The organism is Cupriavidus sp., from assembly GCF_057315035.1.
This window is the reverse complement of record NZ_DBHKYV010000036.1, coordinates 79,913-94,879: the sequence shown is the minus strand read 5'-3', so window position 1 is coordinate 94,879 and position 14,967 is coordinate 79,913. Positions and strand designations below refer to the sequence as shown.

Below are 14,967 nucleotides of genomic sequence, written 5' to 3'. Positions count from 1 at the left end.
CGATCGTGATTTTCCACCTATCGACCTGTCTGAGGAAATTAGACCACCACAGAGCGAACCATCAGCGTTTGATATGTCGTTGGTGGTCTCCCCTCGCCCGCGGCGCGGGAGAGGGGCTGGGGGAGAGGGCATGAGGTTCAAATTGCGACCTGTCTCAGCGTGCACCGTCGGCCCTCTCCCCCACCCCTCTCCCCCACCCCTCTCCCATTTCCTGGGCGAGGGGAGCGCATAGCAGCGGGTGACGGTACTTTCAGAGTTGCGCGTGTGATTACAGCACCGGGCGAACCGGCGTAGGGCGCAGCGGCTGGATGTTGCGCGTGCGTTTTGCGCGGTGGCCGCGCTGGCCGCCGACAAACCAGCCGATGGTCAGGAATGCGATGGCGGCGCCGCTGCCGTAGGCCACGGCGATCATCAGTGCCCCACGCAGGGCGAAGATCAGGAAGAGCGAGAAGTAGATTCCGGCGGGCTTTGCCACCGCGCCAGTGCCGTGGCAAAGCTTGTCGAGCAGGCGCACGATGCACGCCAGCGCTGCTGCGTAGGCCACTACACCGAATACGAAGAAGTCGATAAAGGCTTCCGCGATCAGTGGCGCCGACAGGTTGTCGAAATCAAGCTTGTAGTACGCCATCAGGAACTGGCCGATGTCGATCCCGGTAGCGTGTGGCTTGGATTCCCACAGCGTGTGGGGCACAAAGAACAGCAGGCTTCCCAGCAGTTGCTCGCCATAGTGCAGGCCGTCACGGTTGACCATTTCCAGGACCGTGCTGATATTGGCCCAGGCATCGTAGTGCAGGTCCAGGAAGTGCGAGAAATAGAGCCAGGGATCGAGCACGTCCGACGGATGCCAGGAAGACATGTCGGCGTGCGTGAAAACGGATAGCAGCGGAAAGAAGACGCCCATCAGCAACAGCAGCGTCGACACCTGCCGGCGTGACGTGCGGGAGAACCAGGGCACCATCATCAGCAGCAGGCTCAGGTAGACCGGCCCGATTGCGTTACGCTTTTCGATCAGCGGATTCTGCGAGACGAAGACGCAGAGCAGCAGGAACACCGCAACCATCAACCAGAATGGCTGGCGCAACAGGTTGCGTCCTTTCACGTTCAGCAGCATCAGCAGCATCGGCACCGGCAGGAAGCACAGGAACTTCTGCTGCAGCAGGTATTGCGGGGTCGCGTCGATGATTTCCGACTGGGCGCGCAGGTCGACCGATTGCCATGACAGCAAGGCGGCCACGGTCGCGACGCCGAGCATCACGAATGCGCGTGGTACGTTCAGCTTCAGCGGATGCGGAGGGCCGGGCCTGCGTGGCCGCAGGGCCCGGTACCGGTCACGCCGCGCCATATAGCATCGCGTGCCAACGTACACCATGACGAACAGCATGCACAGCAGGTTGGTGGCCACCGCGCGGCTTTCGTCGAGCTCGCCGGTATTGACCATTTGCCCGTCGAAGTAGGCGCGCTGCACGGCGGGGGCCACCACGAGGAACAGGATCTCGAACAGCAGCACGCCTGCATCGGCCAGCGAGGGCGCGCGCTCCCGCGTGTGGATCCACCAGTGAACGATGACCGTGGCGGCCAGCATCAAGGTGGACAGCAGCAGCATCGGCGAATCGATATGCGACACCGCGTGGCAGTAGCCCACGATCAGCAGCAGTGTCGCTGTCAGCACGATGTCCCACACGAGATTGCGCGACATATGCATGATGCTCTCCTAGGCGGGCGTTTCCAGCGCGTGGGGTTGCGTGCCAACGGCAAGCCGCCCGCTCGCGATTGCATCCTGATAAGCAAGCTGAAGACCCGATTCCAGTGCGACCAGCGGCTGCCAGCCGGTTGCGCTGATGACGCTGCAGTCCAGTCGCTTGCGCGGCGTGCCGTCGGGGCGTGTGCTGTCGAACACGATGTTGCCTTGATAGCCCACCACCTGCGCAATCTGAAGCGCCAGCTCGCGGATCGAGACCTCCTCGCCGGTACCGACGTTCAGGAAGCCCGCCTTGCCCGTGTGTGTCCGGTATGACTGGCGGGACAGGCCCGTGACGTGCAAGCATGCACGGGCCAGGTCGTCGGAGTACAGGAACTCGCGCATCGGCGTTCCCGATCCCCAGATCGTCACCTCGGGCGCGTCCGCAAGCTTGGCCTCGTGGAAACGTCGGATCAGGGCCGGAATCACATGGCTGTTCTCGGGGTGGTAGTTGTCACCGGGCCCGTAGAGATTGGTCGGCATCACGGACCGGTAGTCCACATCGTACTGGCGGTTGTAGGTCTCGCACAGCATCATGCCCGCGATCTTGGCGATGGCGTAGGGCGCGTTGGTGGGTTCAAGTTCGCCGCCGAGCAACGCGGATTCCTTGATCGGCTGGTCGGCGAACTTCGGATAGATGCAGCTCGACCCCAGGAACAGCAAACGCTTGACGCCGTTGTGCCAGGCCTCGTGTATCACGTTGGCCGCGATCATCAGGTTCTGCTGGATGAACTCGGCGGGGTAGGTGTCGTTGGCGTGGATGCCGCCCACGCGCGCCGCTGCAAGATAGACCTGCGAGATTCCTTCGGTGGCGAAGAAGTAGCGGACTTCCTGCTGGTCGGTGAGATCGAGTTCGGCATGCGTGCGGACGACGAGTTCCACGTCGTCGCGCTTGGACAGCGCACGCGCGATGGCGGAGCCGACCATGCCGCGATGGCCGGCCACGAATACTCGTTGAATAGGCTTATTCATGGTAGTCATAGGTCCGGAAGCCTGCCATCTTGACCAGCGCATCGCGGCGTGCTGACAGGAAGTCCGCCTCGATCATTTCATTCACCAGCTCATTGAACGTGGTGCGCGGTGTCCAGCCGAGCTTCTCGCGCGCGCGCGTGGGATCGCCCAGCAACGTCTCAACTTCGGTCGGACGGAAATAGCGTGGGTCCACACGCACGATCACGTCGCCAACCTTGCAACGCGACGACAGTTGCCGGCCTTCGCGGCGGATGTCCGAGATGACGCCGACTTCGTCCACGCCAGTGCCCTCGAATGTCACCGTAATGCCTAGCCGCTCGGCGGCGCAGGCCACGAATTCACGCACGCTGTGCTGCTCGCCGGTGGCAATCACGAAGTCTTCCGGCGCGCCCTGCTGCAGCATCAGCCATTGCATCTCGACATAGTCGCGCGCGTGGCCCCAATCGCGCAACGCGGACAGGTTGCCCAGGTACAGCGTGTCCTGCAGCCCCAGCGCAACGCGTGCAATGGCGCGCGTAATCTTGCGCGTGACGAAGGTTTCGCCGCGCACCGGGCTTTCGTGGTTGAACAGGATGCCGTTGCACGCATACATGCCATAGGCTTCGCGGTAGTTCACCGTGATCCAGTACGCATAAAGCTTGGCGGCAGCGTAGGGGCTGCGCGGATAGAACGGCGTGGTTTCCTTCTGCGGAATTTCCTGCACCAGCCCGTAGAGCTCGGAGGTCGACGCCTGGTAGAAGCGCGTGTCCTTTTCTATTCCCAGGATGCGCAGGGCTTCAAGCAGTCGCAGCGTGCCCAGCGCATCGGTATTGGCCGTGTACTCGGGTTCCTCGAACGATACCTGCACGTGACTCTGCGCCGCGAGGTTGTAGACTTCGTCGGGCTGGGCGTGCTGCACCACCCGCACCAGGCTGGAGGTGTCGGTCATGTCGCCGTGATGCAGGATCAGCTTGCGGCTTTCAGCCTGAGGGTCCTGGTAAAGGTGGTCGATACGCTCGGTATTGAACAGCGAGCTGCGCCGCTTGATACCGTGTACCTCGTAGCCCTTCGCAAGCAGGAACTCGGTAAGGTAGGAACCATCCTGGCCCGTGATGCCAGTGATCAGCGCACGTCGCGTGCCATTGCGTCCGCGCGGTGCCGCCCCATCAGCCGTATCGCGTCCGAGTTTGTCCAGATCGTGTGCGCCCATGACCATCCCATGTTGGTTACCGATGTGCACCACTCTATGGTTGGCCCAATTGGGTCACTGTCTGGTAGCCCACATAGTCGGCACCTGCAGAGGGAGGACGTTGTGCGCAAATGTGAAAACGGGCGCCTGCCCGAAGGTGGCGCCCGTTGGCAGGCCGGATCAGGTGCGGCAATGCCGCTCAGACTGGCATGCCTGCTTCGTAGGAAGAGTCGTCGCGGCGCTGGCGCAGCGCATGCGTGCCGCTCTCACGTGCCACGCGCTCATCGCCGCTGACCCATTCCAGCGTGGCGCCGCGTTGTAGTGCCGCGTAGACGGCCTCGCCCTTGTTGCGCACCTTGAGCCGCTGGTAGAGCGTGCAGGCATGGCTCTTCACGGTTGCCACCGAGATATTGAGCATGCGGCTGACGGTCTTGATCGGATAGCCGCGGGCCAGCAGCACCAGTACTTCATATTGGCGCGGCGTGATCTTGAGCATTTCGGCTTCGTCGTAGCTCGGCTCCTGCTCGGTGATGGCCATGGCGGGTGGCGGCACGGCTGTCGACGAAGCGATCGGCTGGCCCGGACGCAGGCTGGTGAGATCGCGCACCGCGACGGCCGCACGCATGGCACTGGCGCATGCCGCCGCAGACGACGGATCTTGCGGCATGGTCGGTGAAAGCGGCAGCGGCGCAGCCGATGCCAGCGATGTGGCCGCAGGCATGGCGGAGCGTGATGCCACGGGCGTCGCCACGGCTTCGCCGGCAAACATCAGGCCTTGCACGCTCGAGATGGCCAGGCGAATGGCAGCCTCGATGACGGCCAGCGAGGCCGACTTGGGCAGGCACCCGCAGATGCCGCGTGCGGCATCGGGCGAGGGTACATGCAGCGGCAGTGCGTCGGCCAGCACCAGGATACGCTGCGGCGCCAGCCGCTCGCGTGCCTGTTCCAGTTGTTCCCAGCCAGCGGTCTGGTCGGCGGGCATGCCAAAGACCAGCAGGTCGGCGTTTCGGTGCGGCGTCTCCAGGCGATTGATGTCGGCCGGCGCCAGCGCCAGCACGTGACCGGATTCCTGGATGGTTTCGAGCATCTGCAGCAGCCCGAGCCGGAGCAGCGGATGCTCCTCGATCAGCAAGGCGTTCATTCTTCTTGACTCCCCGTTTATGGGTGAGATGCGGGACGCTTTGCGTGCGGGGAGTGCACTACTGACCAGGGCGAACACCCTTGGAAGGTGCCGCGCATTCAGCTGTAACCCCGTGCTTCCGTGTCAGTCGATGCCCAGTTGTAAGAAGGCTTGTCCGCGCGACCGGAAGTATGACCCGTACCCTAACCCGAAAAAATTTCGCTCCTAAATCGAAACTTAAATTCATCTTATGGGCTGGTTGGAACGAATGCAAGCAGCCGGGATGTGGCTCAGGCGGGGTTGTAATGCGAATCAACTCATAATCCATTGCCAGTCTCGTGCATTTGGCTGGAGAAGTATTCAAAACGCCATTTGCATCAACCTGCCACGCGGTTTCACGGCTGTTACAGCCACTTTTAGATGTGTTTCATGCGTGCAACCGATTCGAATGAAAATGGCTGCACGAATATCAAAAACTCACCCGCTTGGGGGGTGTGGCATTAACGAAAATCGTGTGTGGTGACGCATTACTGAAACTCCCTGAAAATATTCCGGATGTCAGTATTTATGGGGTCGACTTTCGTGGGGAGTCTGGCGGACTAGTGCAAAAGGATGAGATGCAACTCGTGCCTTGGCAGGAAAGAAAAACCGGTTGTACCGTTGCGGCCGCACGACCTGCAACCAACCAGGGTTGAGGCCTTGCCGATCCCGACGCGCCTCTTTATATGGCTTCTGATACAGCTGCGGGCCGGAACCACATGCCCATGGTTCCGGCCCGCTTCAGCCATCGCCGGTGCGTCAGGCACCGGTCATCGATCAACGCCCCCAGTGCCCGGGACGCTGGTACCAGCCGTTGGGTCCGCGCTCCCAGCGATCGGGTACGTAGCGGTAGCCAGGACGTGCGGCCTGGTAGTAGCCGCCGCGCCATGCGTAGTTGCCGTGTACGCGGTCATAGTGACCCGGCACCCAGACCTGTCCTGGGCGCGGCCCCGGACGTACCTCATGGTGGGGCGGGGGCGGCGGGCTCTTGTAGTAGCCGTGGGCTTGCGCGGCAGGCGACAGCAGACCGAAGATGCCACCCGTGGCGAGAATGGCGGTAGCAAGCAGGATTTGGCGTTTCATGTTCAGGTTCTCCTTGTTCCGGGGTGGCCGGATGGTCGTCGGTTTATGGAGCGTGAAACTCAGTAGCGGCCGCCGTTGTAGTAGTGGTAGTGCGGGCCACGAGGCGGCACCACGATGCACGCTGAAAGCAGGGCGCTGGTGGCGGTCAGCAGGATGGCCAGGGTGATTGCGCGTTTCATGGGGACTCCGTATCCGGTTCGCGTTGAACACGGCTTCACTCTAGCGGCGCGTCCCGCACTGGCGCGGTTGCACTTGTAAGCCTGTTTCACATCGAAATTGCCATTGGCGAGCCCGCGCGGCACCCTCTGCGCAACCCGCCAGGCCTTGTGCCACAAGGGTTTGATGGAATGTGACGCAGCCGTCGAAAAGATGTCTGACGCGTCAGCCGCTGGTAATGTGGCGTTACATCGGAAATGAGTGCTGCAAAGATTTGGGCACGTCGAGCCGGCCGCTCGGGTTTCGCAGGCGCTGTCATCCGTAAGCGCATTCGCCACGTTGTGCGCAGAAACGGGTACGCTTCGATCATGTCGGGCGTTTCGTCAGCGCAATCCGCCGGCTCGGTTGCCCGCTTCCCCGCGGCGGTGCGCGAGACGGTCCGGCTGGGCGGGCGCGGCTGCAAACGCGCCCCACAATGCGTCATGGCGTCGGGCAATACGTGCCAATCCGGTGGCATGAAGCTTGCGCCAGTCTGTTTGCCGTATTCCCGAGGGAGGACGTCATGCCGGTCATGTTCATCGTACTGGTACTGCAGGCGCTTGAAGGCTTGAGTCCGCTCACCGTGCCCCAGTTTGCACGCGCGCGGTTCGAAGACGGCGCCGTTGACGCGGTCGCGGTGATGGAGCGTACCCAGTCGCCCTAGCACAGGGTGATGGCGCTGGCGCGTTCGTCCTCTCCGGGTTCATCCACGACAACGGAGAGACTGAACATGAACCGCAGTGATGTGACTGACCTGATCATCGAGGCCAAGGTAAAACGCGGCATCTCGTGGGCGCAGGTGGCTGAACGGGTAGGCAAGAGCAAGGAATGGACAACCGCTGCGTGCCTGGGCCAGATGACGTTCGACGAGGCCGGTGCGCGGGCCGTCATGGAAATCTTCGATTTGCCCGCCGAGGCCGAGCCATGGCTGCGGACCGTGCCTTACAAAGGCTCGCTGCCAACGCAAGTACCCACTGACCCTCTGATCTACCGGTTCTACGAACTGGTCAGCGTATATGGATCGACGTTCAAGGCGCTGATCCACGAAGAGTTTGGCGACGGCATCATGAGTGCCATCGACTTCCGCATGGATCTGCAGCGCGAGGCTGATCCGAACGGCGATCGGGTGCGGATCGAGATGTCTGGAAAGTTCTTGCCCTACAAGACGTACTGAAAGACGTACTGAAGCACTGAGGGCGCCAGGGTAGCCTCGCCAGGCAGGCGGGCTACCCTGGACATCTTCTTGCCGATGGGCGCCGGCCCAATCTCAGCCGAAGTATTCCTGATAGAAGCGCGTGCACGTGCCGGCCTGGCGGAACGTGTAGGGCAGTTCGACCATGGCGGCTGCATCGAGCGAGCCAAACGGAATATCGAGATCGGCTTCGGGTTGGTCGGCCACGTCGTCGGTGCGGGAAATGTGCTGGGGATTCACGGTAACACTCACTGTTCAAGGGCGGGCCTCGTGGGCGCCGCGTTACTCGGATGTCGCTGGCTGCGCGATTGCGGCCATGCAGCAATCCTACGCAACCGGACGCCCGGGATCAGCCTGGCCACGCTGAAAAGACTGTTCCAGATCGGGGATCAATCGTCGAAAACTATCGGCGTGATAGGGGCCCAACAGGGTCGCACCAGCATGCTGCACTGCGGCGCATCGGCCACAATGGCCGCCCAATCGGGCTGCGATGCGCTACCGCGCCGCCCTCTCCCGCGACGACCGCAACCACCGCGCAACATCGCATCAATAAAGCGTCACCGTGAGGTTGGCGCAGGACTATAGTTGGCTCTGGGGACAATTCCCTGAAAGCGGTTCTTCACTTCCACGCTATCTGCGGGAGCTTGCCATGAGCCTGCCGCCCTGTTTTGCCGACCGCCGCGAGGCCGGCCAGTATCTTGGCCGCCGGCTGGCCGAACTTGGATTCGCGCGCGCACCCGATGGCGACCCGGCGCTGGTGCTGGCCTTGCCGCGTGGCGGCGTGCCCGTTGCCCATGAGGTCGCCCTGGCCATCGACGGCACGCTGGACATCCTGCTGGTTCGCAAGATCGGCGCGCCAGGCTACCCAGAGCTGGCGCTCGGAGCCGTGGTCGAGGGAGATGCCAGCGGGCGTGGCCCGCACACCGTCATCAATGACGACCCCTGGGCGCGACGCGCGGAAGAATCGGGTGCGTTCGACGCCGAGCGAGGCCGGCAGCTGGGCGAAATCTGCCGCCGCCAGCAGCGCTATCGCCAGGGGCGTCCGGTGGCGGCAATGGCGGACCGCTGCGTGATCGTGGTCGACGATGGCGTGGCCACCGGCGCGACCATGCGCGCCGCACTCGACGCCGCGCGCATGGCCAAGGCGGCGCAGGTCGTGGCAGCCGTCCCGGTCGGCTCGTCGGAAGGGCTTGATACGTTGCGTGCCGTGGCCGATCAGGTGGTGTGCCTGAACATACCGGCCAGCTTTGGCGCGGTGGGGTCTTTCTATCTGGATTTCACGCAGACCACTGACGACGAGGCCATGGCACTGCTACGCGACGCCGGTTGCGCGTCGGTGTTGCCGCACCGGGCCGCCTGGCCGCGCGGCGACGCCCCGCTCAGGGATGGTCCGTTCGCGCACTGAGGCGCGTTTTCAGATGCGGGACCAGCCCGCCCGCATGCAGCAGCTCGCGCAGGAAATCGGGCACGGGTTCGCACGCCACGCGTGATCCGTCGTCAAGCCGCACGTGTGCGCCATCCAGATCGAAGATGGCGCGCGCGCCATCGGCCAGTGCATCGGCATGCGTGCATACCAGCACCGGCAAGCCAATATTGATGGCGTTGCGGTAGAACAGGCCTGCAAACGACTGCGCCAGCACGGCGCTCACGCCCAGATGGCGCAGCGCCTGCGCGGCCTGTTCGCGCGAAGAACCCATCCCGAAATTGCTGCCGGCCACTACGATGTCGCCGGGGCGAACCGCGATCGGAAACTCGGCGCGCAGGTTTTCCAGGCAGTGACGGGACAGTTCGTCGAGTCCGGCTTTCATATATATGCCGGGCGCCATGGCGTCGGTATCGACATTGTTGCCGAAGCGCCAGATACGGCCGGCGGGGGGGCGGGAGAAATCGGGGGCAGGAGTCATGCGAGCAGTGCGCGCGGATCGGTGATCTGGCCGGTTACGGCCGTGGCTGCCACGGTCAGCGGCGAGGCCAGCCAGACCGCGCTGCCGGCATCGCCCATGCGGCCAGAGAAGTTGCGCGCGGTCGAGGCAATGGCCCGGCTGCCTGCTGGAAAGCGGCTTGCGCCATAGCCCGCGCACGCATTGCAGGCATTCGGCAGCAATTGCGCGCCGGCATCGGTCAGTACGCCGAGCGTGCCCTCGCGCGCGGCCTGCTGCTGGTCCCGCACGGATGCCGGTGCAACCTGCAGCGACACGCCAGCTGCCACCTTGCGCCCGCGCAGCACGCTTGCGGCCATGCGCAGGTCTTCGAGCTTGGCGCCCGTGCACGCGCCGATATACGCAATGTCGATTCGCTCGCCCGCGGCCTGGGTGACCGGCGCGCTGTTGGCTGGAGAGTGAGGCGCTGCCACTTGCGGTACCAGCGTGGCAGCGTCGAAGCAGTGGGCGGCCAATACCGGAGCATCGGCATCGCTGCGCCAATGACGCGGATCGATGGCCGCCAGCGTGGCCGTATCGACGCCGGCTTGCGCGAGCCATGCCATGGTCGTGGCATCGGGCGCGATCAATCCGGTCTGCGCGCCGAGCTCGGTGCACATGTTCGTCAGTGTCATGCGCTCCTGCATCGGCAGGGCCGACACGGCCGTGCCGGTGAATTCGATGGCTTCGTAGCGGCCGCCGGCCAAGCCCAGGGTCGCGCACAGGAACAGCATGATGTCCTTGGCACAGACCCCGGTGCCGAGCGTGCCACGCCAGTCGATGCGGATGGTCTGCGGCACGCGCAGCCAGATTTCGCCAGTCACCAGTACGCCGGCCATCTCGGTGGCACCCACGCCAAACATGTACGCGCCGAAGGCGCCGCCCGTGGGGCTGTGGCTATCCCCACCCACGATAAAGCGGCCGGGCAGCACGAAGCCACGCTCAGGCAGCACCACGTGGCAGATGCCCTCGTTGTCGATGAGGTTGGGAATGCCCGCGTCGCGCACCCAGTCGCGCGTAAAGCGTACGATGGCTTCCGCATCTGGATCCGTCGCTGGCACGAAGTGATCGGTAACTACCACGAAGCGGGCCGGGTCCCATACCGGCGCGCCCAATTCGCGCAACAGCGGCGCCACACGGCGCGGGCCACTGGAATCGTGCGACATGGCGAGGTCGACCTTGCACATCACGATGCTGCCCGGCGTGACGTGCGCCACGCCGGCCGCGCGCGCGACGAGCTTTTGCGCGAGCGTGGCGGGCAATTGCACTGGGTCGACACCCCTGGCGCTGGAAAGGGTCATTCCGGCTGGGCTCCAGAGTACTTGACCACGGTGGCCCAGCGCTTGACGTCCTGTTTCACGAAGTTGGCAAACGCTTCGGGTGGCATTGCGCTGGGTTGAGCGCCATCGTTCTCCAGCCGTTTTCGCACGGCCGGTTGTTCCAGCCCATGCCGCGCCGCCTGGTAAAGCGCCTGCGTGACCTCGGGCGGCAGGCTGGCGGGACCGAACAGCCCGAACCACGCGCTTGATTCAAAGCCCTTCACGGTGGCGCCAATCGGCTGCGCGCCGGGAAACTGTGGCAATGGCGCCGGGCTGGTCACGCCGAGCACCTTGAGCTTGCCGGCCTTCACGTGCTGCGCCACGTTGATGGTGCTGGCGAACATCAGGTCCACCTGGCCAGCCAGCAGGTCCGTAATGGCCGGGGTCGTGCCCTTGTACGGAATATTGACGATGTAGGTGCCCGTCATCATCTTGAACATGTCGCCGGCCAGATGCACCGACGAACCGACCGAGCCAATGCCGAAATTGAGCTTGCCCGGCTCGGAGCGGGCCAGCCGGATCAGCTCGGGAATATTGTTGGCGGGCAGTTTCGGCGTGGCCACGAGCACGCTAGGCACGGTAGCCACGAGCGTGATCGGCGTGAAATCCTGGATCGGATCGAACGGCAGCTTCTTGTAGAGCGTGGCGTTGATCGTATGGCTGGTGAAACTCATCAGCAGCGTGCTGCCATCGGCGGCACTCTTTGCCACCATGTCCGCGGCGATGTTGCCGCCGGCGCCGGGTCGGTTCTCGACCACTACCGGCTGGTCCAGCGTCTGGGACATTTCCTGGGCGATGGTGCGCGCCAACGTGTCCGTGGTGCCACCGGCCGGCGCACCGACCAGGATGCGGATCGGCTTGCCGCCGGCAATGGCGGCCTGCGCGGCCGGCGCGGCCAGCAGTGCTGCCAGGGATAGCAGCGCAGCGCTGAACGCGCGGCGCCTGGAACCGGACGACGAGCAGGCGGGGCGGGCGGCCTGGAACGCGCCCGGGCGAACGACTGGCATGAAAAGCTCCTAGATGGTGTGATCAGGAGTGCGCAGTATGGCCCGGAATCCCCGGCACGGAAAAGTCGTAGCACGTGGGGTAGACCCCCACGTCAATGCCTAGTCGCGCAAACCGGTGCGGGTTTCGTTCTCCACCCACACGTTCGCACTGTCGCCGCCGCCCATGGGCGACAACTCCATGCGATATTCGTAACGGTCCGGACGGTACTGGCCCATCAGCAGTTGCACGGGGCGTCCGGCCTTGTCGAGTACCACGCGGCGTACCGCCAGCAGCGCGCCACCCACGGGAACGTCCAGCAGCGGCGCTACCACCACGTCGGCCAGGCGTGCCGTCAATACCTGCGAAGCGCGGCCCAGTTCCACCCCGGCACCTTCCAGCAGGCGCAGCATCGGGGTGTTCTCCAGATCCTTGCGCGCCAGGTGACGACCGAGGTCGGCGGGCAGATACACAGTGATATGGGACAGCGGGCGGCTCTTGTAGTGACGCACGCGCACGATCTTGATGACGGGGTCGCCAACCTGGATCTGCAAGGACTCCGCCACGTCCGGGGTGGCGTGCACCTCGTCGATGGAGATGACCTTGACCGAGGTCTTCTCGCCCATGTCGATGATGGTGCCGAGCAGGCTGGTGGCACGCTCTTCACTCGATTGCGGCTTGACCGGGTGCGGGTTCACGAAGGTACCCAGGCCACGATGACGGCGCACCAGGCCTTCCTGCACGAGACGGTCGAACACCCGCCGCATCGTCACGCGCGATGCATGAAACTGTTTGGCGAGGTCAATTTCGCCAGGCAACGGGCCCTGGCCAAAGCGGCCTTCCACGATTTGCTGGCGGAGCACCACGTAAATCTGGTGATACAGGGGAACGACGGCTTCACTCATGGTTTCCCTAGCGAATGCGCTAACAAGTCCTTGATGCGACTAATGTACTGTAAATCAGACATAGAGCCTAGCATGAAACACGTTGGCGGCGCCTCAGGCACTGTGTAACGGCGCATTTGTTGCCGACAGGCGTCGGCGACGCGAGTTTCGCAAGAAACCCGGCGAAATTCGTGCGATTCCCGTCGTGCACGGTACTACGCGTGCCAGTCGGCGGCCAGCAGACATTGGTCTGGCGGAATCATTGTCCAGACATTCTGCCCGCGCGGTGGAACGGCACGCCTTGAGCGGCATACGGATCACCGCAATTGCCGTGTTTCATGCCCGTTACGTCGCGTCGCGCTGCGGGTTATTTCGGGGGTGTGCGCTAACTCATTGAATGCAGGCCCTTTTTCGGGGCCCCTGCCAACCGCGTCCGACAACCGGCCGCAACCCGTGTCACAGCCCTGTGACATGTCTACTGCCAAGCACAGGCTGGAGGCCAGGCAAGGGCATCGTTTCCCCGAAAAAGTTCCTGCGTTTTACCCCGCGAGCCTTTGTATTTCAACGGATTACATCCGGGCACGCGAGTGCTGGCACCGAATATGCGCGAGGGGAGGCTGGTCTGGCATTCGTGTCGGACCCGAACCTCCAGCCGATGTTCTCGAGAGCGCCTGCCGGAGGCTGAGCCGCAGTACAAACTTCCTGGGAGCTTCGTATGAAAAAGACATTAGTCGCGTCGGCAGTAGGCATTGCCCTGGGCTTCGCTGGCCAGGCAATGGCGAACCCGACCAATACAAATGAGGGTAACGGCAATAACAGCAATACCGCGACGGCAACGTCAACTCAAGGGTCAGGGGCTTCCGCGAACGAAAATTCAAAGGCCTACCAGGACAACAGCTACTACTCCTCCACCAAGACCGCAACACTGACGTCGACCAAGACGTCGACGCGGACGTCCACCAACACCAACTCCAGGAACCATACCGACCAGGACATGAGCGGGTACGGTAACGCAGCGGCAGCCAATGGCAGCACTGCTACCGCGAACTTCACCAACTCGTTCAACAGCAGCCGGGCAATCGCTGTCAGCAAGCTCAGCGGCACGGTGTCGGGCAACGCCATCCATAACATCGGCAACTATGCCGTGAACAACGGCAACGCCAATGGCGCAAATGGCGGCGCGGGCGGCAATGGCTATGGTGGCAATGGCACCGGCGGCAGCGGTGGCAATGGCGGCAACGGCGGCAACAGCGGCAATGGCGGCAATGGCGGCAATGGCGGCTCGGCCACCAACGGCAGCGCCACTTCCGGTTCGGCCTACAACGACGGCGCACAAGCCGGCAATGGCGGTCGTGGCGGTAGTGCTTCGGGCTATGGCGGCGACGGCGGCAATGGTCGTGGCAGTGGCGGCAGCGCATTGTCCGCAAGCCTTGGCGCTGGCGGCCGCGGCGGTTCGGCACTGGGTGCTGGCGGCAGCTCGGCTTCAGGCGCACGTGGCGGCTCTGGTGGCGATGGCGGCTATGCCCGTGGCAGCGGTGGCAGCGCATTGGGCGCCGGCCTCGGCGGCGGCCTTGGCGCTGGCGGCAGCAGCAGCTCGTCGAACTCGTCCAATGAACGCGGTCCAGGTAACGGCGGCACAGGCACAGCCACGGCTGGCGCCGGTGGGGCTGGCAGCGGCACGGGCACGGGCTCGGGTACTGGCGTAGGCGGTGCAGGCACTGCAACTGGCGGCGCCGGCGGTGCAGGCGCATCCGGCACGGCAACGGCCACGGCCGGTGCAGGTTCGGGTACTGGTGGTGCTGGCGGCGCTGGCACGGCAACGGCTGGGGCATCCACTGGCGGTGCTGGTACAGGTACCGGCGGCGCAGGCGGCGCGCAAACCAGCGTAGCTGGTGCTGGCGGTGCGGGCGGTTCAGCCACCAATGGCAGCTCGACCACCACGGCATCCAACGGCAGTGCTACGGCTGGCGCCGGAGCAGTGGGCGCGGCGTCCGGTACTGGTGGTGCAGGTGCAGTAGGCGGCCAAGGCACGGGCGGCACGGGTGGCACTGGCAATGGTGCAGTAGGCGGCGCTGGCGGTGCTGGCGGTACCAACTACGTCGATGCCGGTACCTTCAACATGTCCAACACGATGACCAGTGTCGGCCAGTCCGCCGCAGGCATCATGATCGCCAACCAGAACAGCGGTTTGTCTTCGCTGGTGCAACAAAGTGTCAACGTGCAGGCCAACATGGCTGTCGGCAAGTAAGTCGGTGTGAATGTTCCGCTCCGCACGGAGCGGAACAGCTGCATCGAGGTTGAATCTGGCAAGGCAGCGCGCGTCGGCACCCGGCGTGTCGCGGGCCCTGCCTTGC

14 protein-coding genes are annotated in these 14,967 nt (G+C 64.0%); 4 read left to right on the top strand and 10 right to left on the bottom strand.

From position 1 onward, the window contains the following. Positions 1 to 268: 268 nt before the first annotated feature. The 5 genes from ACO550_RS30820 to ACO550_RS30800 form a co-directional block, all read right to left on the bottom strand. On the bottom strand, positions 269 to 1,702 hold the full coding sequence (locus tag ACO550_RS30820; RefSeq protein ID WP_315596225.1) for a hypothetical protein: 1,434 nt from the start codon (positions 1,700 to 1,702) through the stop codon (positions 269 to 271). 9 nt (positions 1,703 to 1,711) lie between these two features. Beyond that, positions 1,712 to 2,710, bottom strand: coding sequence for an NAD-dependent epimerase/dehydratase family protein (locus ACO550_RS30815; protein WP_315596226.1), 999 nt, complete (start codon positions 2,708 to 2,710; stop codon positions 1,712 to 1,714). Then, positions 2,703 to 3,899: a GDP-mannose 4,6-dehydratase gene (gene gmd, locus ACO550_RS30810; protein ID WP_315596227.1), complete on the bottom strand. Its 1,197-nt coding sequence runs from the start codon at positions 3,897 to 3,899 to the stop codon at positions 2,703 to 2,705. The genes ACO550_RS30815 and gmd overlap by 8 nt, the downstream gene beginning before the upstream one ends. A gap of 178 nt (positions 3,900 to 4,077) precedes the next feature. Beyond that, positions 4,078 to 5,019, bottom strand: coding sequence for a helix-turn-helix transcriptional regulator (locus tag ACO550_RS30805; protein ID WP_315596228.1), 942 nt, complete (start codon positions 5,017 to 5,019; stop codon positions 4,078 to 4,080). Positions 5,020 to 5,814: 795 nt separating this feature from the next. Then, entirely contained in the window at positions 5,815 to 6,120 is a 306-nt protein-coding gene (locus tag ACO550_RS30800; protein ID WP_315596229.1) for a hypothetical protein, read from the bottom strand. Positions 6,121 to 6,838: 718 nt separating this feature from the next. Here ACO550_RS30800 and ACO550_RS30795 point away from each other — a divergent pair. Next, the gene (locus tag ACO550_RS30795; protein WP_315596230.1) at positions 6,839 to 6,979 is read left to right on the top strand and encodes a hypothetical protein; all 141 of its coding nucleotides are present in this window, start codon (positions 6,839 to 6,841) and stop codon (positions 6,977 to 6,979) included. Between the two features lie 66 nt (positions 6,980 to 7,045). Continuing rightward, entirely contained in the window at positions 7,046 to 7,489 is a 444-nt protein-coding gene (gene cynS / locus ACO550_RS30790; protein WP_315596231.1) for a cyanase, read from the top strand. Positions 7,490 to 7,582: 93 nt separating this feature from the next. Here the strand turns inward: cynS and ACO550_RS30785 are convergent, their stop codons facing one another. Beyond that, on the bottom strand, positions 7,583 to 7,747 hold the full coding sequence (locus ACO550_RS30785) for a hypothetical protein (RefSeq protein ID WP_315596232.1): 165 nt from the start codon (positions 7,745 to 7,747) through the stop codon (positions 7,583 to 7,585). A 409-nt stretch (positions 7,748 to 8,156) separates the two neighbouring features. Between ACO550_RS30785 and ACO550_RS30780 the strand changes: the two genes are divergently transcribed. Further along, complete coding sequence (locus ACO550_RS30780) at positions 8,157 to 8,912, top strand: phosphoribosyltransferase (RefSeq protein WP_315596233.1); 756 nt, start codon at positions 8,157 to 8,159, stop codon at positions 8,910 to 8,912. Here the strand turns inward: ACO550_RS30780 and ACO550_RS30775 are convergent. The 4 genes from ACO550_RS30775 to ACO550_RS30760 all read right to left on the bottom strand — a co-directional run bounded on the left by ACO550_RS30775 (position 8,887) and on the right by ACO550_RS30760 (position 12,634). Next, complete coding sequence (locus ACO550_RS30775; RefSeq protein ID WP_315596234.1) at positions 8,887 to 9,411, bottom strand: LeuD/DmdB family oxidoreductase small subunit; 525 nt, start codon at positions 9,409 to 9,411, stop codon at positions 8,887 to 8,889. The genes ACO550_RS30780 and ACO550_RS30775 overlap by 26 nt on opposite strands. Further along, a complete protein-coding gene (locus tag ACO550_RS30770; RefSeq protein WP_315596235.1) occupies positions 9,408 to 10,727 on the bottom strand; it encodes an aconitase/3-isopropylmalate dehydratase large subunit family protein in 1,320 nt (439 codons plus the stop codon). Before ACO550_RS30770 ends, ACO550_RS30775 begins: the two co-directional genes overlap by 4 nt. Next, the gene (locus ACO550_RS30765; RefSeq protein WP_315596236.1) at positions 10,724 to 11,752 is read right to left on the bottom strand and encodes a tripartite tricarboxylate transporter substrate-binding protein; all 1,029 of its coding nucleotides are present in this window, start codon (positions 11,750 to 11,752) and stop codon (positions 10,724 to 10,726) included. The genes ACO550_RS30770 and ACO550_RS30765 overlap by 4 nt, the downstream gene beginning before the upstream one ends. A 99-nt stretch (positions 11,753 to 11,851) precedes the next feature. Then, positions 11,852 to 12,634: a UTRA domain-containing protein gene (locus tag ACO550_RS30760; RefSeq protein ID WP_315596237.1), complete on the bottom strand. Its 783-nt coding sequence runs from the start codon at positions 12,632 to 12,634 to the stop codon at positions 11,852 to 11,854. A gap of 694 nt (positions 12,635 to 13,328) precedes the next feature. Between ACO550_RS30760 and ACO550_RS30755 the strand changes: the two genes are divergently transcribed. Continuing rightward, the gene (locus tag ACO550_RS30755) at positions 13,329 to 14,861 is read left to right on the top strand and encodes a hypothetical protein (protein WP_315596238.1); all 1,533 of its coding nucleotides are present in this window, start codon (positions 13,329 to 13,331) and stop codon (positions 14,859 to 14,861) included. The last annotated feature ends 106 nt before the right edge of the window (positions 14,862 to 14,967 follow it).

Excerpts from the sequence above, each read along its gene's own strand:
- ACO550_RS30815 (WP_315596226.1), bottom strand. The coding sequence starts at position 2,710 with ATGAATAAGCCTATTCAACGAGTATTCGTGGCCGGCCATCGCGGCATG.
- ACO550_RS30805 (WP_315596228.1), bottom strand. The coding sequence starts at position 5,019 with ATGAACGCCTTGCTGATCGAGGAGCATCCGCTGCTCCGGCTCGGGCTG.
- ACO550_RS30795 (WP_315596230.1), top strand. The coding sequence starts at position 6,839 with ATGCCGGTCATGTTCATCGTACTGGTACTGCAGGCGCTTGAAGGCTTG.
- ACO550_RS30800 (WP_315596229.1), bottom strand. The coding sequence starts at position 6,120 with ATGAAACGCCAAATCCTGCTTGCTACCGCCATTCTCGCCACGGGTGGC.
- gmd (WP_315596227.1), bottom strand. The coding sequence starts at position 3,899 with ATGGGCGCACACGATCTGGACAAACTCGGACGCGATACGGCTGATGGG.
- ACO550_RS30755 (WP_315596238.1), top strand. The coding sequence starts at position 13,329 with ATGAAAAAGACATTAGTCGCGTCGGCAGTAGGCATTGCCCTGGGCTTC.
- ACO550_RS30775 (WP_315596234.1), bottom strand. The coding sequence starts at position 9,411 with ATGACTCCTGCCCCCGATTTCTCCCGCCCCCCCGCCGGCCGTATCTGG.
- cynS (WP_315596231.1), top strand. The coding sequence starts at position 7,046 with ATGAACCGCAGTGATGTGACTGACCTGATCATCGAGGCCAAGGTAAAA.
- ACO550_RS30760 (WP_315596237.1), bottom strand. The coding sequence starts at position 12,634 with ATGAGTGAAGCCGTCGTTCCCCTGTATCACCAGATTTACGTGGTGCTC.
- ACO550_RS30820 (WP_315596225.1), bottom strand. The coding sequence starts at position 1,702 with ATGCATATGTCGCGCAATCTCGTGTGGGACATCGTGCTGACAGCGACA.
- ACO550_RS30770 (WP_315596235.1), bottom strand. The coding sequence starts at position 10,727 with ATGACCCTTTCCAGCGCCAGGGGTGTCGACCCAGTGCAATTGCCCGCC.
- ACO550_RS30780 (WP_315596233.1), top strand. The coding sequence starts at position 8,157 with ATGAGCCTGCCGCCCTGTTTTGCCGACCGCCGCGAGGCCGGCCAGTAT.
- ACO550_RS30765 (WP_315596236.1), bottom strand. The coding sequence starts at position 11,752 with ATGCCAGTCGTTCGCCCGGGCGCGTTCCAGGCCGCCCGCCCCGCCTGC.